General features: G+C 28.1%; 22 protein-coding genes and 2 pseudogenes. 23 read left to right on the top strand and 1 reads right to left on the bottom strand.

All coding sequences use genetic code 11. From position 1 onward, the window contains the following. The first annotated feature begins 77 nt into the window (after positions 1-77). The 16 genes from sigK to phoU all read left to right on the top strand — a co-directional run bounded on the left by sigK (position 78) and on the right by phoU (position 15,206). Positions 78-773: an RNA polymerase sporulation sigma factor SigK gene (gene sigK / locus BN2920_RS16170; protein WP_058296012.1), complete on the top strand. Its 696-nt coding sequence runs from the start codon at positions 78-80 to the stop codon at positions 771-773. 243 nt (positions 774-1,016) lie between these two features. Next, complete coding sequence (locus BN2920_RS16165; protein ID WP_058296011.1) at positions 1,017-2,270, top strand: cell division FtsA domain-containing protein; 1,254 nt, start codon at positions 1,017-1,019, stop codon at positions 2,268-2,270. A 14-nt stretch (positions 2,271-2,284) separates the two neighbouring features. Then, positions 2,285-3,415 (top strand): cell division protein FtsZ, encoded by a 1,131-nt coding sequence (gene ftsZ, locus BN2920_RS16160; protein WP_058296010.1) that lies wholly within the window; start codon positions 2,285-2,287, stop codon positions 3,413-3,415. Between the two features lie 715 nt (positions 3,416-4,130). Beyond that, a complete protein-coding gene (locus BN2920_RS16155; RefSeq protein WP_058296009.1) occupies positions 4,131-4,934 on the top strand; it encodes a sigma-E processing peptidase SpoIIGA in 804 nt (267 codons plus the stop codon). A gap of 11 nt (positions 4,935-4,945) precedes the next feature. After that, entirely contained in the window at positions 4,946-5,650 is a 705-nt protein-coding gene (gene sigE, locus BN2920_RS16150; RefSeq protein ID WP_058296008.1) for an RNA polymerase sporulation sigma factor SigE, read from the top strand. A gap of 85 nt (positions 5,651-5,735) precedes the next feature. Beyond that, on the top strand, positions 5,736-6,509 hold the full coding sequence (gene sigG / locus BN2920_RS16145) for an RNA polymerase sporulation sigma factor SigG (RefSeq protein ID WP_058296007.1): 774 nt from the start codon (positions 5,736-5,738) through the stop codon (positions 6,507-6,509). Positions 6,510-6,671: 162 nt separating this feature from the next. Further along, entirely contained in the window at positions 6,672-6,941 is a 270-nt protein-coding gene (locus BN2920_RS16140) for a YlmC/YmxH family sporulation protein (RefSeq protein WP_058296006.1), read from the top strand. A 70-nt stretch (positions 6,942-7,011) separates the two neighbouring features. Continuing rightward, entirely contained in the window at positions 7,012-7,461 is a 450-nt protein-coding gene (gene nrdR / locus BN2920_RS16135) for a transcriptional regulator NrdR (protein WP_058296005.1), read from the top strand. A gap of 172 nt (positions 7,462-7,633) precedes the next feature. Continuing rightward, on the top strand, positions 7,634-8,368 hold the full coding sequence (pgeF, locus tag BN2920_RS16130; protein ID WP_058296004.1) for a peptidoglycan editing factor PgeF: 735 nt from the start codon (positions 7,634-7,636) through the stop codon (positions 8,366-8,368). A gap of 11 nt (positions 8,369-8,379) precedes the next feature. Continuing rightward, complete coding sequence (locus BN2920_RS16125; RefSeq protein ID WP_058296003.1) at positions 8,380-9,081, top strand: response regulator transcription factor; 702 nt, start codon at positions 8,380-8,382, stop codon at positions 9,079-9,081. 1 nt (position 9,082) lies between these two features. Further along, positions 9,083-10,768: a sensor histidine kinase gene (locus BN2920_RS16120; protein WP_058296002.1), complete on the top strand. Its 1,686-nt coding sequence runs from the start codon at positions 9,083-9,085 to the stop codon at positions 10,766-10,768. A 245-nt stretch (positions 10,769-11,013) separates the two neighbouring features. After that, positions 11,014-11,916, top strand: a complete 903-nt coding sequence (locus tag BN2920_RS16115; protein ID WP_058296001.1) for a phosphate ABC transporter substrate-binding protein — start codon at positions 11,014-11,016, stop codon at positions 11,914-11,916. A gap of 40 nt (positions 11,917-11,956) precedes the next feature. Continuing rightward, complete coding sequence (gene pstC, locus BN2920_RS16110; protein WP_058296000.1) at positions 11,957-12,850, top strand: phosphate ABC transporter permease subunit PstC; 894 nt, start codon at positions 11,957-11,959, stop codon at positions 12,848-12,850. Then, positions 12,850-13,734 carry a phosphate ABC transporter permease PstA gene (pstA, locus tag BN2920_RS16105; RefSeq protein WP_058295999.1) on the top strand — a complete coding sequence of 295 codons (885 nt, stop codon included), beginning with the start codon at positions 12,850-12,852 and terminating at the stop codon, positions 13,732-13,734. The genes pstC and pstA overlap by 1 nt, the downstream gene beginning before the upstream one ends. A 41-nt stretch (positions 13,735-13,775) precedes the next feature. After that, positions 13,776-14,525 carry a phosphate ABC transporter ATP-binding protein PstB gene (gene pstB, locus BN2920_RS16100; protein ID WP_058295998.1) on the top strand — a complete coding sequence of 250 codons (750 nt, stop codon included), beginning with the start codon at positions 13,776-13,778 and terminating at the stop codon, positions 14,523-14,525. A gap of 18 nt (positions 14,526-14,543) precedes the next feature. Beyond that, the gene (gene phoU, locus BN2920_RS16095) at positions 14,544-15,206 is read left to right on the top strand and encodes a phosphate signaling complex protein PhoU (protein ID WP_058295997.1); all 663 of its coding nucleotides are present in this window, start codon (positions 14,544-14,546) and stop codon (positions 15,204-15,206) included. Between the two features lie 301 nt (positions 15,207-15,507). Here the strand turns inward: phoU and BN2920_RS16090 are convergent, their stop codons facing one another. Beyond that, on the bottom strand, positions 15,508-17,241 hold the full coding sequence (locus BN2920_RS16090; RefSeq protein WP_058295996.1) for a GGDEF domain-containing protein: 1,734 nt from the start codon (positions 17,239-17,241) through the stop codon (positions 15,508-15,510). Positions 17,242-17,497: 256 nt separating this feature from the next. Between BN2920_RS16090 and BN2920_RS16085 the strand changes: the two are divergent. From BN2920_RS16085 to BN2920_RS16055, 7 genes and pseudogenes are all read left to right on the top strand, one after another. Beyond that, positions 17,498-18,004: pseudogene (locus BN2920_RS16085) on the top strand (PDZ domain-containing protein); the annotation flags it as partial. A gap of 13 nt (positions 18,005-18,017) precedes the next feature. Next, positions 18,018-19,004: pseudogene (locus tag BN2920_RS16080) on the top strand (DUF512 domain-containing protein); the annotation flags it as partial. Position 19,005: 1 nt separating this feature from the next. Further along, positions 19,006-20,322 (top strand): ribosome biogenesis GTPase Der, encoded by a 1,317-nt coding sequence (gene der / locus BN2920_RS16075; protein WP_058295995.1) that lies wholly within the window; start codon positions 19,006-19,008, stop codon positions 20,320-20,322. 5 nt (positions 20,323-20,327) lie between these two features. After that, complete coding sequence (locus BN2920_RS16070) at positions 20,328-21,320, top strand: NAD(P)H-dependent glycerol-3-phosphate dehydrogenase (protein WP_058295994.1); 993 nt, start codon at positions 20,328-20,330, stop codon at positions 21,318-21,320. Positions 21,321-21,500: 180 nt separating this feature from the next. Next, positions 21,501-22,487 carry a glycosyltransferase gene (locus tag BN2920_RS16065; RefSeq protein ID WP_058295993.1) on the top strand — a complete coding sequence of 329 codons (987 nt, stop codon included), beginning with the start codon at positions 21,501-21,503 and terminating at the stop codon, positions 22,485-22,487. A 149-nt stretch (positions 22,488-22,636) separates the two neighbouring features. Continuing rightward, the gene (locus tag BN2920_RS16060; RefSeq protein ID WP_083498940.1) at positions 22,637-24,325 is read left to right on the top strand and encodes an ABC transporter ATP-binding protein; all 1,689 of its coding nucleotides are present in this window, start codon (positions 22,637-22,639) and stop codon (positions 24,323-24,325) included. Between the two features lie 14 nt (positions 24,326-24,339). Beyond that, entirely contained in the window at positions 24,340-26,061 is a 1,722-nt protein-coding gene (locus BN2920_RS16055; protein ID WP_058295991.1) for an ABC transporter ATP-binding protein, read from the top strand. Positions 26,062-26,204 lie beyond the last annotated feature (143 nt).

The raw sequence follows: 26,204 nt of genomic DNA, 5'->3' as shown, positions 1-26,204 counted from the left end.
AAAAAAATAAATCTATATAAGCAACTTTTATAAAATATAAACATATTATAATATCAAGCACTGTTATGGAGGACGAGGTGTTTGTATTAAATAGTTTAATTAATTTACTATGCAACTCAGTATTACTCACAGGATATATCACAAATAGCAACACTTTTCCATTACCTCTTGATGAGACAGAAGAACAGATGTATCTAGATAAACTTAAAAATGGAGATAAAGAGGCTAAAAGCATTTTGATTGAGAGAAACTTAAGATTAGTTGCACATATAGTTAAAAAATATTCTTTTCCCAACAAAGATGTTGATGAGTTGATATCAATTGGTACTGTTGGCTTAATAAAAGCAATAGATTCATTTGATTCTAGTAAGGGTACTAGACTAGCTACTTATGCATCAAGATGTATTGAAAATGAGATATTAATGCTATTTAGAAATAATAAAAAGCAAAAAAGTGAGGTTTATCTTCAAGATCCAATTGGTGTTGATAAAGAAGGTAATGAATTCTGTTTGATAGATATATTAAGCAGCGAAAAGGATTGTGTACTTGAAAATGTAGAACGTAATTTACAAGTAAAAGCTTTATATAGAAAGTTAGGTGAATCATTAACTAAAAGAGAGAGCTCAATATTGATAATGAGATATGGATTAATTGATGGAAAATGTAAGACTCAAAGAGAGATAGCTGTTAATTTAGGAATATCAAGATCTTATGTATCTAGAATAGAGAAAAAAGCATTAAAAAAACTTAAGAAAGAACTATTTACAAAATGATAGGGTATCTGTAGTTATTTCTTATGAATAGAAACATAATTTGGGCTGTATAAAATTGGGAAAATATATATAATATATTTTCCTGATTTTTTATTTTAAGAAAATAATTTTAAAATCATTGAAATATGATAAAATTAATATAAAAAAATATGATATATTGCAAAGTTTAAAGAGGAATTTATAGAAGTTTGTTGAATATATTTCTATTAGTAGATTTTTTCTACATAGAAAGGATAGAGAAAAATGCAGCAAGGAATAATAACATCCATAGACTTCGGAAGTAAAAAGTTGTCAGCATCAATGGCAGCATCAAATAAAGAAGGTGAAATGGATATATTAGGGGTAAAGTCTTGTAAATCCATGGGGATAGAAAAAGGGCTCGTGACAGATATTGAAAAATGTAGAATATCCGTATTATCTTTATTAAAGGATTTACAGGAAAGTACTAATAAAGAAATAGGTAATATATCTATTGGTATTTCAGCAAGGAAAACATCAATTAAAGAAATAAGAACTTTTTGTAAAATAAAAAATGAGAGAGTTACTAAGCTAGATATTATTAATGGAATAAAAAAAGCAAAAGAAACCATAATGTTAAAAGAAAATGAATGTATTGTAGATACAATGGTCAACTTTTATATTCTAGATGGTAAAGTATTACATAAAGATATTATAAATTTAACTGGTAATGAACTTGAATTAAATCTGACAATTTTAATTGGTGATAAAGATGAAATACAAAAATATTATGACATTTTTAAAAATACTAAGTATACAATAAAATATATTACCCTTAATATATTTTCAGGCAAGCAAATATTTTTGAATGGTACTAATGCAATGGGAGATGTTGTATTAGTAGATGTAGGAGCTGGAAAAACTGATATTTGCTTGTTTAATAATGGAATACCTAAAAATTTAACTAGTATTCCGATTGGTGGAAATAATATATCTAATGATTTAGCTATATGTGGCAAATTTTCATTTATGGAAGCAGATAATATAAAAATAATTTATTCAGGAAACTATGAATCATTATATAAAGATGAATCACTTGATGATGATATAGAAGTAGGGACAACTAAGGTATCTAAAGAATTATTCTATGAAGTAACTAATGCTAGAATTGAAGAAATATTAATTCATGTCAATACTGAATTAAAAAAGACTGGTCATTATGATAGAATTTGTAGTATAATTTTATATGGGGATGGTTTAAGCTATTTTGAAAATATAAATACGTTTGCAAAAGCTATTATTAAGAGAAAGACTAAGATTGTAAGCAAAGTAGACTTAGGAATAAAAAATTCAGAAAATATAACTTCTTTAGCATTAGCAAAAGAAGTATATGATAGATTAAATTTATTAGAGGATAGTAATAAACCTCAAATAGTTGAAGAAATTCAAACGAATGAAACAGAATTTTTATTAGACGAAAATGAGGAAGGAAGTCATATTCTAAAAAAAATTAAAACTTTTTTGGATAAGATTTTTTAAAGGGAGGAATTAATTTGTTAGATTTTGATTCAGATATGCAAGAATTAACCAATATAAAAGTAATTGGTTGTGGTGGCGGTGGTAGCAATGCCGTTAACAGAATGATAGTTGAAGGATTAAAGAATGTTGAGTTTATAGCAATAAACACAGATAAACAGGCGTTATTGCTTTCTAATGCAAGTCAAAAAATACAAATTGGGGAAAAATTAACCAAAGGGCTTGGCGCAGGTGCTAATCCAGAAATAGGTAAAAAAGCTGCTGAAGAGAGCAGAGAAGAAATTACAGCTGCTATTAAAGGAGCTAATATGGTATTTATTACTGCTGGAATGGGCGGTGGAACTGGAACAGGAGCAGCACCAGTAGTTGCTGAAATAGCAAAATCTATGGATATATTAACTGTAGGTGTAGTTACTAAGCCTTTCCCATTTGAAGGAAAGAGAAGAATGAGACATGCAGAAATGGGGATTGAAAATCTAAAAGAAAAAGTTGATACTTTAGTTATAATACCAAATGAAAGACTTCTAACAATGGCTGATAAGAAAACAACACTTTTAGATTCGTTCAAATTGGCTGATGAAGTGCTAAGACAAGGGGTTCAAGCAATTTCAGACTTAATTACTATAACTGGTGTTATTAACGCAGACTTTGCGGATATAAAAGCAGTTATGCTTGATAAAGGATTAGCACATATGGGAGTTGGTTTTGGTAAGGGTGAGACAAGAACACAAGATGCAGTTAAGCAGGCAATCTCATCACCATTATTAGAAACTTCAATCGATGGAGCTACAGATGTTATAATAAACTTTACTGGTGGAGCAGATCTTGGAGCGTTAGAAGTATATGATGCTGCAGATGTAGTACGTGAAGCAGTTGATCCAGATGCTAATATTATTGTTGGAGCTGTAATTGATGAGTCTTTAAAAGAAGAAATAAGAATTACAGTAATCGCAACAGGATTTGAATGTCAACCTTCTATAGAACCAATAACTAAAGAGAGTGTTAAGCCAGTAAATAATACTCCTGTTAAAGAAGAGGTTGCAGCAACAGTAGAACCTACAGTTGAACCAATTATAACTTCAAATAATAGTTATGAATCAGATGATTTAGATATACCTGTATTTTTAAGAAGACAAAAGAAACATTAATATTTACTTTTTTATATATTTAAATTATAGCCTTAAAAGAATTATCTTTTAAGGCTATAATTTTTTATTATTTAGTAATTTATATATTTAGATAACCAGTGGCTAAGTTATTTTTGATAATATTGTAATAAATAAAATATAAAGACTAAAGAATAAAAAATAAATTATATGCGCCTGTCCTTTTCGCAGGCTTGCTCAGAAAAAACAGTATGCGATGAAAAAACTACGGGTAAACGATTTTTAAAATTAAAGTTATTGTATTCTATTGGATTTATATTTTATAGAGAATCATATCATAGTCGCCTTGGCGATTTTTTAACGTATAGGAAAGTATAAAATTTTTATAATAGCAAAAGCCTTAAGAATAGAGGCTTTCTGTAACTTAGATAGTTCAATACGTTAAAAAATAAATTATAGTCCCGCAAAAGTGCCTTCTTATTTAAAAATGTGTTTGAGTAATTGCTTATTTTATAGTATTAAGGTTTATATTTTACGTATAAAGCGTGGCGAAGCCACTTTTTTATTTTACAAATTAAATTGTGAAAAAGTAAAAAAAATCATAAAAAGTTATTTTATCATATAAAAAGTAGTCTACAAAAAATGATGTAAGTAAATGTAAAAAGTTAAAGTTAAAAAATATTAATATGTTATTAGATTGTGACAAATTTTTAAGACAGATGAGTCTATAATGAATTCATATGATGGAGGAATAAAAATGAAAATATATATAGATGTTTTAATATTAGAAAATTTTATAGTAAATTTGTTTCTGCTATTATTAACTATGAAATTAATTCATCATAAATGTAAGACAAATATAATGATATTTTCAAGTTTTTTAGGAAGCATATATACAGTGGTATTACTGATTCCAGAATTGAAGATTTTTAGTTACTTCCCATTTCAAATAATTATGGCAATAATAATGGTTTGGATTACTTATGGAAAAACAAGTATCATTAATTTACTTAAGACTACTACAATATTTTTAATGGTTTCATTTACATTAAGTGGAATATGTTTTCTGTTTTCACTAAAAGAAAATATATATATATTAGGTGAGAAATTTAGTATTGCAAAGTATTCAATTAAATATGTGATTTTAAGTTTTATGATACTATTTATAGTTATTGATAGAATTAGTTACTATATTAAAGAACAAAATTTTGTAAATAATTACATATTTTCTGTAGAGTGTTATATAGAAAATAAAAACTATATATTTAAAGGATTTTTAGACACAGGAAATGAATTGAGAGAACCAATAACAAACTTACCTTGCATAATAGTTGAAGAAAGCTTGTTAGGTGATGTGAATTTCCAGGGAAATAATATATATCATATACCTTATAGAACAGTAAAATCAAATGGAATACTTGTAGGTATTAGAGTTAATAATGTAAATATAAAAGATCATGGATTAGAATTTAGAAAAATTGATGCAATAATATGTCCATGTAGTGATCAATTCAGCAAAAATAGTACATTTAATGCATTATTATCAAGAGGAATAGTATAGGAGGATTCAAAGTGGAAAAGATAATTGTATTATTAAATAAATTAATAAGTAAGTTAAAAGTATTTAGAAGAGGATTATATTATGTAGGCGGTAATGATGCACTTCCACCACCATTATCTAAGGATGAAGAGGAAGATTTAGTTAATAAATTAAATAGTGATGAAAGTATTAGAAGTATATTAATAGAAAGAAATTTAAGACTAGTAGTTTATATTGCAAGAAAATTTGAAAATACAGGTGTAAATGTAGAAGATTTAATATCAGTAGGAACAATTGGGCTTATTAAAGCAGTAAATACGTTTAATCCTGAAAAGAAAATAAAGCTTGCAACATATGCATCTAGATGTATAGAAAATGAAATTTTGATGTATTTAAGGAGAAATAGCAAAGTAAAAGCAGAAATATCATTTTATGAACCATTAAATATTGACTGGGATGGAAATGAATTATTGCTTTCAGATATATTAGGGACAGATAATGATACCGTATATAATTTAATAGAAGATGAGGTGGACAAGCAGCTTTTACTTATAGCACTAAAAAGCTTGAATGATAGAGAAAAAGAAATTGTAAGATTAAGATTTGGATTAAATGGAACAAGAGAAAAGACACAAAAAGAAGTTGCGGATATGCTTGGAATATCACAATCTTATATATCTAGATTAGAAAAGAAAATTATTAGAAGATTAAAAAAAGAAATAAGTAGAATGATTTAGGTTGTCTTTGAGTATAAAAGTATCTGCTATCGGAAATAATGATTAATGCAATACATATCATTACTTCCGAAAGGAGGAAAATTTTGTGATAATTAACAAGGTGGAAATATGTGGTGTTAATACAGCAAAACTTCCTATACTTAAAGAAAAAGAAAAAAAGCAATTGCTATTGCAAATGAAAGCAGGAGATAAAAATGCAAGAGAAACATTTATAAAGGGAAATTTAAGATTAGTACTTAGTGTAATTCAACGTTTTAATAATAGAGGGGAAAATATTGATGACTTATTTCAAGTAGGATGCATTGGTCTTATGAAATCAATAGATAATTTTGATTTATCACAGAATGTAAAATTTTCTACATATGCAGTACCTATGATTATAGGTGAAATCCGTAGATATTTAAGAGATAATAATTCAATTAGAGTTAGCAGGTCATTAAGGGATATAGCTTATAAAGCTTTAATAACAAGAGAAAAATTTATAAAAGATAATAACAAAGAACCAACGGTTTCTCAAATAGCAAAAGAGTTAGAATTGCCAAGAGAAGAAGTAGTATTTGCATTGGATGCAATTCAAGATCCAGTGTCTTTATTTGAACCTATATATCATGATGGCGGAGATGCAATTTATGTAATGGACCAAATAAGTGATACAAAAAATACTGATGAAAGTTGGCTTGAAAATATATCAATAAAGGAGGCTATGAAAAAATTAACAGATAGAGAAAAACTAATATTGAATTTAAGATTTTTTAATGGAAGAACTCAAATGGAGGTGGCCGAAGAAATTGGTATATCCCAAGCACAAGTTTCTAGGCTAGAAAAAACAGCATTAAAGCATATGAGAAAACATGTTTAATTACAAAAAGACGTTCAAAAATATTTTGAACGTCTTTTAAATTTTGTAAACTTTATTAAAAATATGTATAGAAGCCAATAATAAATAAGAAAATGAATCATATATTTAATAATATAGATTAATTAAACTACATAAAAAATAAAAATTTATGGGGGAGATTTGATGGAGTTAGAATTACATTCAATCAATGGAATGAGAAATATGGAAGTTATAGATGTGCTAACTGGAAGTAAACTTGGATTTATTAGAGATTTGAAAATAGATTGTGATACAAATAAAGTAATTTCTTTAATATTACCAGGAGAAGTTAAATCATGGTTTGGGAAGGATGAAGAAAAAGAAATACCGTGGAAAAATATAGTAAAAATAGGGGCAGATGTTATACTGGTGAAATCACAAGGTGAAATAGATAATGATATAAATAATATATAGCAATATAAGAAGAATGACGTTATAATATATATAAGTAAAGTTGATGCACTAAAGTTAAGAGGTGATGTAAATGAAGTGTCCTTTTTGTTCTTTTGAAGAAAGTAAGGTGGTTGATTCTAGATCAACAGATGACAATACAACAATTCGAAGAAGAAGAGAATGTTTAAGATGTAATAAAAGATATACCACATATGAGAAAATAGAAGATTTTCCTATATTGGTAATAAAAAAAGACTTAACTAGAGAAAATTTTAATAAAGAAAAAATAATAAATGGCTTAATAATAGCTTGCCAAAAGCGTCCAATATCAAGAAAACAAATGGAAGATTTAGCAAATGACATAGAAAAAACAATTTCTAATAGCATGCTTACAGAAATTCCATCTAAGGATATTGGTGAAATGGTTATGAACAAATTAAAAGAGCTTGATGAAATATCTTATGTTAGATTTGCATCAGTTTACAGACAGTTTAAGGATATTAATACTTTTCTTGAAGAAATAAAAAACCTTACAACATAAAAAAAATTGGGATATTGAGAAGTAAGCTTCAATATCCTTTTTATATATAAAAAAACAATTAAAAATGATTTGTGTTATTAATAAGTTAAAAATCAGTTAAAAGATATACTAATTATTATATATAATGTTAATATTAATAATGTAAGGGTTAAGACTAGGAGGATATAGTTAAATGAACAAAGTTCTGTTAGATTCTCTTATAAAGAAAGAGGATTATTTGATTTTAGATAGTGATAAATTTCAAGTTGTGTTTACAAATGCAGAAAAAAATAGAAGCTTTAACAGAGCTACTGAGGAAGGAAAAAAGTATTTGAATTCTTTAAGTGGAGAATTTGATCTGGAAAAAGTTGTATATCTAAAACAAATACACAGTGATAAAATATTAGAGTACACTGGAAAAGATATAAATGACATGGAAGGTGATGCGGTAATAACTAATATAAAAAAAATAGCAGTAGGTATTTTTACAGCAGACTGCGTGCCAGTAATATTAGTAGATGAAGTGAGAAAAGTAGTAGCAGCTATACACAGTGGATGGAGAGGTACATTTGAATCAATAACCTTTAAGACCATAGAAAAAATGAAGAATGAATTTAAATGCAATGAAAAAAATATTAAAGCCTATATTGGATCTCATATTAGAAAATGTTGCTATGAAGTTTCTGAAGAACTTAAAGATAAATTTATAGAAAAAAAATATGATATTGATAAAAATAAATTATTTAATGGAAGAAATCTAAATTTAGAGTGCTGCGTTGAAGATGATCTAATAAAAAGTGGCGTAGATGAAAAAAACATATTTACTTTAGGAATATGTACTTATTGTAATGAAGATATTAAATTATATTCATATAGAAAAAGTGAAGGAGCTTATGGAAGAATGTTTTCTTTTGTATTCCTAAAATAGGGGGGAAAAATATGTCTAAAGAAAAAATACTAATAGTTGATGATGAAGAACATATTGTTGAGTTATTAAAATTTAATTTACAAAGTGCAGGATATGAAGTGATGGAGGCTAATAATGGAATTGATGCATTAAAAATTGCAAACGAGAATAAGCCAAGTTTAATGCTTCTTGATTTAATGCTTCCAGGAATGGATGGTTTTGATGTTTGTAAAGAAATTAAGAGAAATAATGAAATGAAAAATACATCAATAATAATGCTTACTGCTAAAGGCGAAGAGTTAGATAAAATATTGGGATTGGAATTAGGGGCAGATGATTACATAACTAAGCCTTTTTCAGTGAGAGAATTATTGGCAAGAGTTAAAGCGGTTCTAAGAAGAACAAATACTTTTAGCGAAAGTGATAGTGAAATATATAAATCAAAGAGCTTAACTGTAAATTTTGAGCGCCATGAAGTAGTAGTAAATAATAATAAAGTGGACTTGAGTCTAAAAGAATTTGAGCTTCTTCAAATATTAATTAAAAATAAAGGAAAGATACTTAAAAGAGAAGTTTTATTAGACAAAATATGGGGGTATGAATATATAGGAGAAACAAGAACTGTTGATGTACACATAAGATACTTGAGAAAGAAAATAGAAGAGGATGATAAGAATCCAAGATTCATTGAGACTATTAGAGGAGTAGGGTATAGATTTAACCCAGAGGAATAATATGAGGAACAAAATACTAACATCTGTAATGGTAACTGTTTTATTTGCTATATTATTATTAACATCATCATTTATAACATTAATTAATTTAAGAGAAATAAATAATACAAAGCAAATACTTGTGAACGTAAACTATCTTATAAGTAAAAATGAGGATTTTGATAAGCATGATTTGAGCAAATTTAACGAAGTTAAAATCAATAATACTCCAATTAGAATTACTTTGGTTAATAAAAATGGAGACGTATTATATGATAATGAAATTAAAAGTAATGAAAATCATAAGGAAAGATTAGAGATAAAGAAAGCTTTTGAAGATGGAAGTGGATATCAGATAAGGTATAGTGAGACTTTAGATACTAAACTTATGTATTATGCAAGTAAAGTCAGTGATAATTTAGTATTAAGGACATCTATACCAATAAGTACTGTAAATATGTTTGAACAAGCTAATCTTAAATATTATTTATTTATAATTGCAGTTGTCATTGTATTTTCATTATTTTTATCATTTAGGTTGGTTAGAATAATTGTTGAGCCAATAAAAGAATTGGAATCAGTAACATCAAAGATGAGTCATGGTGATTATAAAATAAGGTCAAACATAAAAAGTAATGATGAACTTGGAACTTTAAGTAATACATTTAACAAAATGGCTGAACAGCTTCAAATCAAAATTAAAGAAGTGGTTGATAAGCAGAATAAAGTTGAATCTATATTAAATAGTGTAGAAAGTGGAATAATTGCAATAGATGAAGATAGCAATGTAATATTAATTAATCCATATGTTGGAACCTTACTTGGCATAAAGAAAAATATAGTTGGTGAATGTATATTTGATTATGTAAGTGATTATGATATAAAGTTATTTTTGAAGAACGAAGATAAAAATGAAGAGGAAATAAAAGTTCTTCATCCAATAGAAAGGGAAATAAAAATAAAAAAATCTGATATAATAAATGACTCTCAGAATATAGGAAGAGTAATTTTATTTCAAGATGTTACTGATATAAAAAGAGTTGCACTTATGAGAACGCAATTTGTAGCTAATGTTTCTCACGAATTAAAGACACCACTGACTTCAATTAAAGGCTTTGCAGAAACATTGAGGATAGTTAAAGATGATGAAACTAGAGAAAAATTTTTAGATATAATAAATAAAGAGGCTGAAAGATTAACACGCCTTATAAATGATATATTAGTATTATCTAATATTGAAAGTAATTTAGTCTCAGAAGTTGGGGAGTTTTCACCAGAAAACATAATTGAAGATGTCATAAATGTAATGAGAAAAATAGCTGTAAATAAAAATGTGGAAATTGAATATAATGATGAGAATTGTGAAAATATCTTAGGAGATAAGGATAAATTCCATCAATTGGTGCTAAACTTGATAGAAAATGCAGTTAAATATTCTAATGATAAAGGTAAAATAACAATAAATAGCTATAACGATGAACAATATTATTGTTTAGATATTATTGATGATGGAATTGGTATTCCGAAAGAAGATATACCAAGAATATTTGAAAGATTCTATAGGGTAGATAAGTCGCGTAAAAAGGGTGGTACAGGATTAGGCTTAGCTATAGTTAAACATATAGTTAAGATTTTTAACGGTCAGATAGATGTAGAAAGTGAGCTTGGGGTTGGGACTACATTTAAAATTAAAATACCATATCTTTAGAGTGAATAAAAACATATTTACTTGTAAAAAATACTTAGGAAATATATTTCTAAGTATTTTTTATTTAAATAGAAACTATTCATATATAGAACGTTATGTTAAATTTTATTAACATAACTGACTAATATCTTAACATTATTCTAATAATTTATTAACTTTCAAAGTTTATCATTAGTTTTGTAAAGGACAAAATAAATAGGTATATTAAATTGATGTTAAAACATATCGCTTACGGAGGAAAAATAATGAAAAAGAAATCTTTAAAATACATAGTTGGTACTTTACTTGTAGCTATGATTGGAATTGGAATGATAGGCTGTGGTGGTAATGGAAGTGCTGACACAAACAACGGTGAAGCTCAAGAAGGATTAAGTGGTACATTAACAATAAGTGGTTCATCTGCTTTATTACCATTAATGGAACAATCAATTGAAAAGTTTAATGAAAAATATTCAGAAGTCGAAATAAGTGCACAAGCAGGTGGCTCAGGAACAGGACTTACTCAAGTACTTGAAGGTAGCGTTGATATAGGAAATTCAGATCTATTGGCAGAAGAAAAATTAGATACAGATAAAGCAAAAGAACTAGTTGATCATCAAGTAGTAGCACAAGGGTTTGGAGTTGTAGTTAGTAAAAGTCTTGGAATTACAAATTTAACCAAAGATCAAATTAAGGATATATTTTCAGGAAAAGTTACTAATTGGAGTGAAATTGGTGGACCTAATAAGGAAATATTTATAGTTCATAGAAAATCTGGTTCTGGTACAAGAGCTACTTTTGAAAGAACTATATTGGATGGTGATGCTTCACTTGAAAATGATTCAATTGGAGTTATGCAGGATTCTAACGGTGCGGTACTTACAGCTATGAAAGAAAATGAAGGAGCAATAAGTTATGTTGGCCTTGCATATATGAACAATGAAGAGGCTAAAGAAGCATTGGCAGTTGTTAGTATTGATGGAGTAAGTTCAGATAAAGCTAATATTTGTGATGGATCATATCCATTTTGGTCATATGGACATATGTATACAAAAGGGGAAGCAACAAGCCCAGCAAAAGAATTTATTGAATTTGTTTCAAGTAGTGAAAATAATGAAAGCTTAGAAAACTTAGGATTTATATCAGGATCAGAAATGAAAGTAAAATAGAAAAAAACATAAATAATTTTAAATTAGAGGATGAGTTAAGATGGAAAAAAGAAGTTTAAAGGAAAGGATTAAGAATGAGTATATAGGTCAGATTTTTGCAAACTTTTGTGGAATACTCATTATATTAATCACAGTAGCTATAATAATTTTTATAGGATCTAAAGGGATAAAAACATTTACGCAAAATCACTATAGCATATCAGAGTTTCTATTCACTAATAATTGGAAGCCTGGACAAGAAAATTCTCCTTCTTTTGGAGCTTTGGCTTTCATCTTAGGCTCAACATTGGTTAGTGTAGGCGCAGTTGTTATAAGCGCGCCTATTGCTATAGCTTTAGCCATATTTGTAAATGTAATATCAAAAGGAATAGGTAATAAATTAATAAAACCATCATTAGAGGTCTTAGTTGGAATACCATCTGTTGTATATGGATGGGTAGGAATTTCTGTTTTAGTTCCTTTTATAAAAAATAATGTTGGTGGTATGGGGTACTCGTTACTTGCAGGAGTATTAGTACTATCACTTATGATATTACCTACAATAGCAACATTATCAATAGATGCTATAAAGACTATACCTATGGATCACATTGAGGCATCATATGGCCTTGGTGCAACAAGATGGCAAACAATCTCAAGGGTTATTGTTCCAGGTGCAAAATCAGGAATACTTACAGGGGTAGTTCTTGGGATTGCTAGAGCTTTTGGAGAGGCATTAGCAGTACAAATGGTTATAGGAAACACAGTTAAGATACCTGATGGTATTCTTTCATCAATGTCAACTTTGACAAGTATAATAACTATGGACATGGCAAACACAGTAAGTGGAACAGCATGGAATGATGCATTATGGACATTAGCATTAATATTGTTAATAATATCATTCATTTTCATATTGATTGTGAGAAGAATTGAAAAAAGGAGTGCTGTCTAATGAATGCTAAAAAAGTAGATAAAATTGCAACATTTATACTTTATGCAATAAGTACGTTTATAGTGTTATTACTTGGTTTATTTATTGTGTATATATTATATAAAGGTGGAAGCATGTTAAAGCCAAGCTTTTTGTTTGGAAAGCCTAAAATATCGGGAGCTGGTGGAGGAATAGGTCCACAGTTATTTAACTCATTTTATATGTTATTAATTTCTTTACTTATAACAGTACCAATTGGTATTGGAGCAGGTATATATTTATCAGAGTATGCTAAAGAAGGAAAAGTTCTTAATTTTATAAGAATGTGTCTTGAAACAATGTCTTCTCTACCTTCTATAGTTATTGGAATGTTCGGTATGCTTATTTTTGTAAATAAATTAGGGTGGGGATATTCAATCCTTGCAGGTGCTTTATCAGTTACAATATTAAACATACCTTCAATGACGAGAATATCAGAAAATGCAATTGCAACAGCAAGCAAAAGAGTTAAAGAAGCATCTTTAGGTCTTGGAGCTACGAAATGGCAGACTCTTGTTAAAATTACAGTACCAAGTGCCATGGGTGAAATTTTAACAGGTGTAATTTTAGCAGCAGGTAGAATTTTTGGAGAAGCAGCAGCATTTTTATATACGGCAGGTTTAAGCTCAAAAGCTTTAAACTTTAATACTATAAGTCTGGTTAATAGTAAATCAGCATTTTCATTATTTAGACCAGCAGAAACATTAGCAGTTCATATATGGAAGCTAAATTCGGAAGGTATTGTAGCAGATGCTACCCAAATAGCAAACGGAACAGCAGCGGTTCTTATAATATCAGTTCTTTTATTCAATATATTAGCTAAATTAATAGGAAAAAGAATTATGAAAAAGTACGGTGGACAATAAAAATAGAGTTAATTTATGTGGCGAAAGTAGGAGAGTTAATCATGAGCATTATTGAAACTAAAGATTTATGTTTATATTATGGAGAGAAGCAAGCATTAAAAGATATTAATATGAAAATAAATAAAAATGAAGTTACAGCACTAATTGGTCCTTCAGGATGTGGAAAATCGACTTATTTAAGAACAATAAATAGAATGAATGATTTAATTGAAAGTGTAAAAATTACAGGGGAAGTCTTATTTGAAGGAAAAGATATATATAAAGATTATGATGAAATACATTTAAGAAAAAGAATAGGTATGGTATTCCAAAGACCTAATCCATTTCCAATGTCTATTTATGATAATATTTCATATGGTCCAAGAATTCATGGTATAAAAAACAAAAAAGTACTTGATGAAATTGTAGAAAAAAGCTTAAAAGGTGCTGCACTTTGGGATGAGACTAAAGACAGATTAAAAGAAAGTGCCCTTGGAATGTCAGGTGGTCAACAACAAAGATTGTGTATTGCAAGAACTTTAGCAGTTTCTCCAGAAGTTATATTAATGGATGAACCAACTTCAGCACTAGATCCTATTTCAACATCAAAGATGGAAGATCTTATGGATGAACTTAAAAAGAATTATACAGTAATAATAGTAACTCATAATATGCAACAGGCAGGTAGAATAGCTGACAAAACAGCATTTTTCTTAAATGGAGAAGTTATAGAGTTTGGAAAAACAGAAGATATATTCTATAATCCAAGAGATAAAAGAACAGAGGATTATATAACAGGTAGATTTGGTTAAAAGGAAGGGTGTAAAATTATGACAAGAGGTTCACAACATATAAGGGTAAAAAATATTCATAGGGATTTATTATCAATGTCTAGTCTAGTTGAAAAACAAATATATGAAAGTATGATCTGCTTAAAAAAGTATGATTTAGAAAAAGCAGATATAATTATTGACAATGATGATGAAGTTGATAATATGCAAAAGGAAATAGAAGAAGAATGCATTAAGTTCATTGCAACTGAACAGCCACTTGCAAAGGATCTTAGAAGAGTTTTTGCAGCATCTAAAATAGTTACTGATTTAGAAAGAATGGCAGATCATGCAATTGACATATGTAAGATAACTAAAAAAATGGGAAAAAACTTAAGTGCTTTTAATGGAGATATAAATGAACTTTGGGATATGGAACAAAAAGTAAGAGAAATGATTAAAGCATCAGTAGAAGCTTATACAAATAATGATGTTAAAGCGGCATATAAAATTTGTGCAGAAGATGATAAAGTAGATGCATTTTACAAAAATTTATTTAATAAAATTATTAAAAAGATAAAGGTACATGAAGAGTTGGTTAATGATGGAGCACAAATGTTGTTTGTAATTAAGTATTTAGAGAGAATAGCAGATCATGTTACTAACATTTGCGAATGGACTATTTTTTCAAAAGATGGAGTTTATGTAGATTTAAATGAATAATTGAGAGACTTTGATTTCTACAATAAATATAGCTGAAAATTAGATAATATTTAATTTCAGCTTTTTTTATACGGCGAATTGTCAAGCTAAGTATTACGCTTAGCTTGATTGTTGTTAAACGCCTCTAAAGGACAGGAAAAAAAATATTTTCTTTTGATATAGTAACTTTATTTATTTTAAATCCTCTGGAGAATTTTGGATAAGCTTAATCCTAATTTCAAATACTATATAATATACTTTAAACTGAATTAATAAATGGGATGTTTTATAAGTTTTATTTAATATCATAGTTTTATGATTACTATAATATTAAATAGGAACTTCTAGGAATCTGTTTGCATTTTTTCTTTATTTCGCTAGTCTCTTTGGCTAAATCAAAAATGCTTGAAAATATATTGTGTTTATTAGTGACGACTGCTATAGAAATTGAAGCTAAAGAAAATTTTTCTTTAAAGCCATGTCTATTTGTAGCTATGATATATTGATTGTTAATGTCATGTTGGCTGTACCACATTGTAATATTTGAATCAAATGAGCTAATGATGTCTTCGCATATTGATTCAACATAATACGATGAAATTATAGCAATAAAATCATCTCCACCGATATGCCCTATAAAGCTATCTTTGGGAATGTTATTACATATTATTTCAGATAACCCATATATGATTCTATCTCCATTCTCAAAACCATAAACATCATTATAGGCTTTAAAATTATCAATATCAAAATAAAGAATAGAATATGGTGCGTTTGAATTAATTAGACATTCAAGATTCTGTTCTATAAGCAGATTTCCAGGTAATCCTGTGAGGGGATTAAGGTGTCTTGCATTATTAATTTCTATTTCAATAGTTTTTTCTAATAAATTTTTTATAGTTACGGTTCCAAAATATTTTGAGTCTTTTAAAATAGTTACATGATCGTATAATGAATCATTTGGTCGAGACATTGCAAGATGTATAACTTTTTCTATAGACATGTCACAATCAACAGATAGAAAGGTTTTGTTCATTATTGATGATATAGGTTTAAAAGAATAGAGGCTATAGCCATACATACTACCAAGTTTGGTATAAAATGAATTTCTAGTAACAGTTCCTTTAACAATATCATTGTCAACAAGGCACATACTAAGTAATTTAGTATTTTTTTTAAACTCTTCATCTACTTTACTAACCAAAATGTTAGAGGTTATTGTTTTAGATGGAGTTGAAAGAGTACTTATAGTATATGATGGTCTATTACTGTTGATTATATTGAAATTAATTATTTTTTTATATATCTCATCCTTTAGGGGAAATAGTTTCTCAGCAGGTTTTTGCAAATAATATCCTTGGCCATAATGAACATCTAAATCTATTAATTTTTGAAGTTCATGTTCACTTTCAATACCTTCAGCAATTATATAAGATCCTATTGAATTGGCAAGCTGGCACATACTTTTTACAATGGCTTGTTTAATTTCATCTTTATGAATATTGCGTATAAGATGCATATCAAGTTTTATAAATTCAGGCTTGATCACAGAAATTCTGTTTAATGATGAATGCTCAGAACCTAAATCATCAATAGCTATTTTATAATGCTTGTATTTATAGTATTCAATATTCTGCTTAAAAATATCATCAGAATATATATTTTCTTGCTCTGTAACTTCTAAGATGATATCTCCTAGACCTATTGAATTTTCTTTTGAAAAATTTATAACTAATTCATTAAATAATTCTTTTTTGTGTAAAAATAATGGACTTATATTTATGAATAATTTTTCTTTTATTTCATTTTTTGATGAATTTTCTAAAGCCTTTTTTATAAACAGACTTTCAAGTTGAATTATTTTATCGTATTTAATAGCTGAGTTAATTAGTTCTTGAGGACTCATTAAATTTGATATATCTCTGATTAATACTTCATACCCAAGTATGCTAGCGTCTTTTAAAGAAATAATGGGTTGAAAAACTGAATATATATTTGCTTTAGTTAATAACTTCTGAAGGTTTTTATATAAAGTTATATCTGATACATTTTCCAAATAAAATCACAACCTTTAAAATTATTATAAGTAATGGTAATAATATAATATTAGATCATTGATATTAAAATTATAGGTATGTTTTGTAAATTTTAAGTAAAGCAATTCTATAACAATTGAAACTTAATTGAATAACAAAAATATCTATTACCAATAATAAAAATATTAAGTTTACATAAACACTTTTATTGACTTAAACAAAGTAATCATGTAATATAACAAGGATAGATAGTATGTTATAATAAGGAGAGAAATTATGAAAAGTATTATAACAAACATAACTCCAGGCAGTATTGCTGAAGAAGTTGGAATTGAAAAAAATGATTCGCTTATTTCTATTAACGGTAAAGAAGTTAAAGATATTATAGACTATAAATTTTTGTCTGAAGATGAAGAATTAGTGCTTGAAATAGAGAAGGCTGATAGCGGAGAAATCTGGGAAATAGAAATAGAAAAAGATTATGAAGAAGATCTAGGAATAGAATTTGGTGGAGGTCTTATAGATAAAGCAAAGAGATGTAGCAATAAATGCATTTTTTGTTTTATAGATCAGTTACCTAAAGGTATGAGAAATAGTCTTTACTTCAAAGATGATGATTCGAGATTATCTTTTCTTCAAGGAAATTTTGTTACATTAACAAACATGAAGGAAGAAGATATTGATAGAATTATAAATTATCATATAAGTCCTATAAATGTTTCAGTACATACAACAAACCCAGAACTTAGAGTTAAGATGCTTAATAATAGATTTGCAGGAAACATTATGGAGCGANTTTCTTCAAGGAAATTTTGTTACATTAACAAACATGAAGGAAGAAGATATTGATAGAATTATAAATTATCATATAAGTCCTATAAATGTTTCAGTACATACAACAAACCCAGAACTTAGAGTTAAGATGCTTAATAATAGATTTGCAGGAAACATTATGGAGCGATTAAAAAGGCTTGTAGAAGCAGGAATACAGCTTAATGCCCAGATAGTAAGCATTCCTGATATAAACAACGGAGATGAACTTTTAAGAACAATTGAGGATTTGTATGAATTATATCCACAAGTGGATAGTGTAGCTGTAGTTCCAATTGGAGTTACAAAATATAGAGAAAATTTAACGCATGTAAGAACCTATACTAAAGAAGGGGCTAGAGCGGAAATTGAAAGAGTTGAAAAACTACAAAAACGTTATTATGAAGAAGCTAGAAGTCCATTTGTTAGATTATCAGATGAGTTTTATCTTGTGGCAGAAAAGCCAATTCCAGAAGCAGAATTCTATGACAATTATCATCAAATAGAAGATGGTGTTGGAATGGTAAGATGCTTTAGAGATGCTATAGATTATACATTGGGTGATCTAGACACAAATATGAAAGGTAGTTTTTCTATTGTTACAGGAGCTTTAGCATATCCAGAACTTTTAGAAGCAAGTAAAAAGATTAAGGAAAAGAATCCTAATGTGCAATTAGATGTATATAAGATAGATAATAATTATTTTGGTAAAACAATAACAGTGGCAGGATTATTAACAGGAACAGATATAATTGACCAAATGAAGGGCGTTATAAAAAGTAAATATCTTATAATGTCAGATAATATGTTTAGAAAAGGATATGAACTTGCTGATTCAACGGAGCAGATAATGTTAGACGATATTAAAATAAAAGATATTGAAAAAGCATTGGATGTTAAAGTTATAGTGGTAGATTTTACAGGTGAAGACTTAATAGAAAAACTTAACGAATATAAAGAGGAGGAAATTTAAAATGGCGAAACCGATAGTTGCTATGGTTGGTAGACCGAATGTTGGAAAGTCAACTTTATTTAATAGATTAGCAGGAAAGAGAATATCTATAGTAGAGGATACACCTGGTGTTACAAGAGATAGAGTTTATGCAGAAGCAGAATGGCTTACTTATAATTTTACAATGATTGACACTGGTGGTATTGAGCCAGAAAGAAATGATATAATAGTGCAACAAATGAGAAGGCAGGCTAATATAGCAATAGAGACTGCTGATGTTATTGTATTTATAGTTGATGGTAAAGAAGGCTTAACGGCTGCAGATCATGAAGTGGCAAATATGCTTAGAAAAAGCAAAAAACCAGTAGTTTTAGTAGTTAACAAAGTTGACTCTTTAAAAGAAGAAGATAATGCATATGAATTTTATAATTTGGGAATTGGTGATCCTATAACAATTTCAGCATCACAAGGATTAGGACTTGGAGATATGCTTGATCGTATAGTTGAAAACTTTGATAAATCAATTTACGAAGAAGAGGAAGATGAATACATAAGAATAGCTATGATTGGTAAACCTAATGTAGGAAAATCTTCATTGATTAATAGACTTCTTGGAGAAGATAGAGTAATTGTTTCTGATATTCCAGGGACAACTAGAGATGCTATAGATAGTTATCTGGAAACTGAAGAAGGTAAATTTATACTAATAGATACTGCAGGACTTAGAAGAAAATCTAAAGTAAAAGAAGAAATTGAAAGATATAGTGTTGTTAGAACCTATGCTGCAATTGAAAGAGCTGATGTGTGCATACTTATGATAGATGCAACTGAGGGAATAACAGAGCAAGATGAAAGAATAATAGGTTATGCTCATGAAATGAGAAAAGCTATTATGGTAATCGTAAATAAATGGGATCTTGTTGAAAAAGATGATAAGACTTTAGATAAATTTAAAAAAGAGTTACAAAGTAAATTAAAATTCTTAAGCTATGCAGAATATTTATTTATTTCAGCATTAACAGGTCAAAGAACACAAAAGGTTTTAGAAAAAGCAAAATACTGTTATGATAATTATAATAAGAGGGTTGCAACAGGTATATTAAATGATGTTATAAGTAAAGCAATACTTATGAAAGAACCACCGGTAGTTGGACTTAAGAGAATGAAAATTTATTATGCAACTCAAGTTGCAACAAAGCCACCAAAATTTATTTTCTTTGTAAATGATGCAGAAGCAAGACATTTCTCATATGAAAGATATTTAGAAAATCAATTAAGAGAAAGTTTTGATTTTAAAGGAACAGGTATTCAAATAGAATATAGACAAAGAAAGGAATAATAAAAATGAGTAAAGTTACTTTTTTAGGTGGAGGAAGTTTTGGAACTGCCTTAGCTGTGTTACTTGCAGAAAAAGATAATTGCGTAAGCATTTATGATAGAGACATAGATGTAGTGAACGAAATTAATAATAAAAGAACAAATGAAAAGTACCTTAAAGATTTAAAAATTCCACAAGGAGTAACTGCTTTTAATAATATAGATGATGCGATTAAAGATGCAGAATATATAGTTTTATCAGTCCCTTCACATGTAATAAGACTTATGTGTAAGCAGATAAAAGGAAAGATTCAAAGTGATATTCCTGTTATATCAATAGCTAAAGGAATTGAGGAAGGAACTGATAAAAGACTTTCAGTTGTAATGGAAGAAGAATTAAATAATCCTATAGTAGTATTATCAGGGCCAAGTCATGCAGAAGAAGTGGCAATGAAAATACCAACAACAGTTGTAACATCATCTAAAGATATGAGATGTGCTATGGATATCCAAGATTTATTTATGACTAATTATTTCAGGGTATATACTAATGATGATTTAATTGGTGTTGAAATTGGTGGAGCTGTGAAGAATATTATAGCACTTGCAGCGGGGATAGTTGATGGTCTTGGGTATGGAGATAATACAAAAGCTGCACTTATAACTAGAGGAATGAAGGAAATAACAAGAGTTGGAATGGTCCTTGGTGGAAGGATAGAAACATTTTATGGACTTACAGGAATGGGAGATTTAATAGTTACATGTACATCAATGCATTCTAGAAATAGAAGAGCTGGACTTTTAATAGGAAAAGGAATGAATGTAGATGATGCTATTAAAGAGGTTGGAATGGTTGTTGAAGGTGTAAGTGCATGTAAGGCTTTCTTTGAACTGAAAGAAAGGTTAGGCATTTCAATGCCTATAACTGATGGACTATACAGAGGATTATTTGAAAATAAAACTCCAGAAGTTATAGTGAATGAGTTGATGAGTAGAGACAAGAAAAGTGAATTGTTTTAATTAAAAGATTATAATCTTAAGATTATGCTGAAGTGATTATTTTAGTTTAATCTTAAGATTTTTTTGATAAAATAATTGATTGTTTATAAAAAATAATTAGTACTTTATGTTTGTTTATTAAAAATTTATATTTTTATTATAAAATATTTATGAATTAATAGAGAAGGAATAGTGATTGTGATGAAGATTAAAGTATCAATAATCGTACCGGTATATAATAACGAAAAGTATTTACGTAGATGTTTAGAATCTCTTGTTAATCAAAGTTTAAAGGATATTGAAATAATATTAATTAATGATTGTTCTACAGATAAAAGTATAGATATTTTAAACGGATATGAGGAAAAGTATTCAGAGAAAATAACTTTGATAAATCTTAATGAAAATAAACGTCCAGGTGGTGCACGAAATAGAGGAATTGAGGCTGCAAAAGGTGAATATTTAGGGTTTGTTGATAGTGATGATTATGTGGAAAAAGATATGTATGAGCAGTTATATAACTTAGCTAGTAGCGGAAATTATGATATGGTAGATTGCGGCTTTTATAATGGGAGTGCTAAAAAGAATGCATTAACAACAATTGAAAAAACATGGGGAGAGTTAAATTTAGAAAAAAGAAGACATCTTGTTGCTTATCCAGGATTTTTGTGGAGTAAAATTATAAGAAGAAGCATAATAGTTGATAATAATATTAAATTTAGAGAAAAGGTAACTTTTGAAGATATAGATTTTCTTCCGGTTGTAATGTTGTATTTGAAAAAAGTTTATGCAACAGATCTTGTTTTGTATTACTACTCAAATAATCTTGAATCAATTACAAGTAATGGTGATGAGAATATTCAAATAGAAGATAAAATGAATGCACTACGATGTTTGGTTAAGAAGTTTAAAGAACATAATGCATATGAAGATTATAAGGAAGAAATTACATTTCATATTTATCTCATATATATTTATATGCTTCAATATTGTACATTATATTTAGATGAAGGGGCAGTTAATTATGATATATATAAGGTGCTTCAAAAATTTTTCTTTGAATTAGTGGATTATGACTATCATAATAATAAATATATTTCTACTTTGGATAAGAAAAAAATAATGTATGCAGAAATTAATAACTTAGATTACAAAATGATTTTGGATACATGTAAAGCAAATGGTTAGTATGTATTGAATTGTATGATAACTCACATTGTTAATAATTTATGCTATTGCATTATTATACATTGATGTATAATAATAAAGTATATAGTAAATAAATATGTGAGGAGGAATAAACGGTGTTTAAACTTAGAAGGTTTCTTAGACCATATATGAAGGAGACGGTAATAGGTTCTGGAGCTAAATTATTTGAAGCAATTCTTGAACTTCTATTACCAATTTTTATGGGGAAAATAATAGATATAGGAATTATGAATAATGATATATCTTATGTAATAAAGATGGTAGTTTGTATGTTCATAATAATAAGTGTAGGACTAGCATCAGCTTCTTTATGTCAATATTATGCTTCTTATACATGTCAAAGTGTAGGAAATGACATTAGAAAAGGCTTATTAAGAAAAATATCATTATTTTCATATTCAGATATAGATAGGTTTGGAAATTCAACACTTATTAATAGAATTACAAATGATGTGAATCAAGTTGTATTAGCTGTAGCTATGTTAATTAGACTTGTAAGTAGAGCTCCATTTCTATGTGTTGGTGCATTAATAATGTCAATATATATAGACCCTAAAATGTCTTTAATTTTTGCAATCTTAATTCCTGTATTTATATTAGTAATAGCAATAATAATGAAAAGAACAGTTCCGCTATATAAAGCTGCTCAAACTAAAATGGATGAACTGGGACATGTACTTAGAGAAAATTTAAGTGGTGTTCGTGTAATTAGAGCATTTGCAAGGCATGAAAATGAGAAACTACGTATTGAAGAAACAACTGAGAATGTGTCAAAAGCATACATAAGAGTAACAAATTTATCTGCATTAATGAATCCACTAACTTCATTTATAATGAATATGGGGATAATAGCTTTATTTCATTTTGGAGCAATTAATGTAAATATAGGTACATTAACTCAAGGAGATATTGTAGTATTAATTAATTACATAACACAGGTTTTATTGGCTTTAATAGTTGTTGCTAATTTACTTGTTACATTTACGAAAGCATCAGCATCAGCATCTAGAATAAGTGAGATTTTAGAATATTCCGCAAGTATAAAAGATGAACTTAATGTAGATGAAACTAACATGAAAACATTAGTAAAAAATAAAGAAATTATAACTTTTGAAAATGTATCATTTAAATATAATGAAGAAGAAGCATTGTCTAATTTATCTTTTTCAATTTATAATGGAGAAGTTTTCGGAATAATTGGAACAACAGGTAGTGGAAAATCCACAGTAGCTAATTTAATACCAAGATTTTATGATGTAACAAAAGGCGCTGTGCTTTTGGGTGGAAAAGATGTAAGAAAACTTTCTCAAAGTTTTTTACACGAACAAATTGGGATAGTACCTCAAAAATCTGTTTTATTTACAGGAACTATAGCTGATAATATTAAATGGGGAAAAGAGGATGCAACTAGGGACGAAATAGTTGAAGCTTTAAAGAATGCACAAGCTTATGAATTTGTAAGTAAAATGGAAAAGGGTATAGATTCACATATATATGAAGGTGGAAAAAACTTTTCTGGAGGACAGAAACAGAGATTAACAATAGCTAGGGCTTTGGTAAAAAAACCTTCAGTAATTATTTTAGATGATAGTCTAAGCGCATTAGATTATGAAACGGATAAGAAGCTTAGAAAATCTTTAGTTGAGAATTTGAAAGATACCACTAAGATAATAATTTCTCAAAGAATAAGTTCAATTATTTCAGCTGATAAGATATTAGTTTTAGATGATGGAAGATGTGTTGGACTTGGAACACATGAAGAATTATTAGATAGATGTGACACCTATAGAGAAATATATAAATCTCAGGTTAAATAAAGGAGAGCTGAGTTATGAATAGTTTTAAACGAGTTTTAACATATATGAAACCATATAATTTTCAAATTGTATTAGCTGTATTGTGTGCCTTTATGAGTAATATAGGAATTGTTGTTGCAACATATTTAAATGGAGTAGCAGTTGATAATATTGGGGGAATAAATAATGTAAACTTTAAGAACCTAGAAAGAATATTGATTGGCCTTGGATTTATATATATGCTTTCTTCAATATTTCAATGGTTTATATCACGATACGCCAATAAGGTTTCATATTTAATAGTAAGAGATATGAGAAGAGATACATTTAAAAGTTTGAATAAACAGCCATTATCATATTATGATCATCATCCACATGGTGATATTATAAGCCGTTTTACAAACGATTTGGACAATGTTAGTGATGCTTTAGCCGTCTCAATTACTAATGTATTTTCAGGGATAGTAACAGTTATTACTGCACTTATATGTATGTTATATTTAAATGTTAAAATCACACTAGGGATATTGGTAGTTACACCCATATGTTTTTTTATTGCTGCTACTATAAGTAGATTTAGCCAAAGCTCATTTTCTAAGCAACAGCAATCAGTTGGTGAATTGTCTTCTTTTGTTGCAGAAATAGTTGGTAATCAAAAGATAGTAAAAGCTTTTGATAGGGAGAAGGCTTCCATAAGAGAATTTGATTGTATTTCAGATAACTTGTGCAAAACGGCTACTAAAGCAATGTTTGCGTCTGCAATGATAAATCCAAGTACAAGATTTATTAATAATATTTCCTATATAGCCGTTGGTTTAGTAGGAGGTATCTTAGCTATAACAGAAGGAGTATCCGTTGGAATAATTTCAAGCTTTTTGATATATTCAGCTCAATTTGCAAAGCCTTTTAATGAAATATCAGGGATAACAGCTCAGATACAAACTGCATTTGCATCACTAGAACGTATTTTTAATATTATAGATGAAAAAACAGAAGAACCAGATAAGGTTAACGCGTTAGAATTAACTGAATGTAAAGGAAATATAACAATCGATAATATGTATTTTTCTTATGATAAGAATATTTCATTAATTGAAGAGTTTTCTATTGAAGTAAAATGTGGAGAAACAATTGCTATTGTAGGTCCTACCGGGTGTGGAAAAACGACATTAGTGAATTTATTAATGCGTTTTTATGATATAGATAAGGGTGCAATATATATTGATGGCAATAATATAAATGATATCACCAGGGATAGTCTTAGAAAAAATTTTGGAATGGTTCTTCAAGAGCCATGGCTTTTTAATAGCACTGTAAAAGAAAATATAGCTTATGGAAAGCCAGATGCTACTGATGAGGAAATAATTAATGCGGCAACATCAGCATATGCACATTCTTTTATTAAAAGATTAAAAAATGGATATGATACAATAATAAATGATGAAGATCTATCAGCTGGACAAAGGCAGTTGTTAACTATAGCAAGAGTAATGCTTGCAGAACCTAAAGTTTTAATTTTAGATGAAGCAACAAGTTCTATTGATACACTAACAGAAGTTAGAATTCAAAAAGCATTTTTGAAGCTTATGGAAGGAAGAACAAGTTTTGTGATTGCCCATAGACTCTCAACAATCATAAATGCTGATAAAATTCTGGTTATGAATAAAGGCAAGATAGTAGAACAGGGAAAACATGAAGAATTATTAAAGAAGCATGGGTTTTATTATGAACTATATAACAGCCAATTCGCATATTAAAAAATTTTAAATTAACCTACAGAAATATTCAAGCATATTTCTGTAGGTTAATTTTTATTAGATAACATTTATGTAAAAGATATTAATTTTTACTTTCCTATAGATGTGTATATTTTGAAAGTTAAAGGAATATATATATATTG

The organism is Clostridium neonatale, assembly GCF_001458595.1.
Lineage (GTDB): Bacteria > Bacillota > Clostridia > Clostridiales > Clostridiaceae > Clostridium > Clostridium neonatale.
The sequence above is the reverse complement of the archived record's forward strand: the minus strand, read 5'-3'. Positions and strand labels throughout refer to the sequence as shown.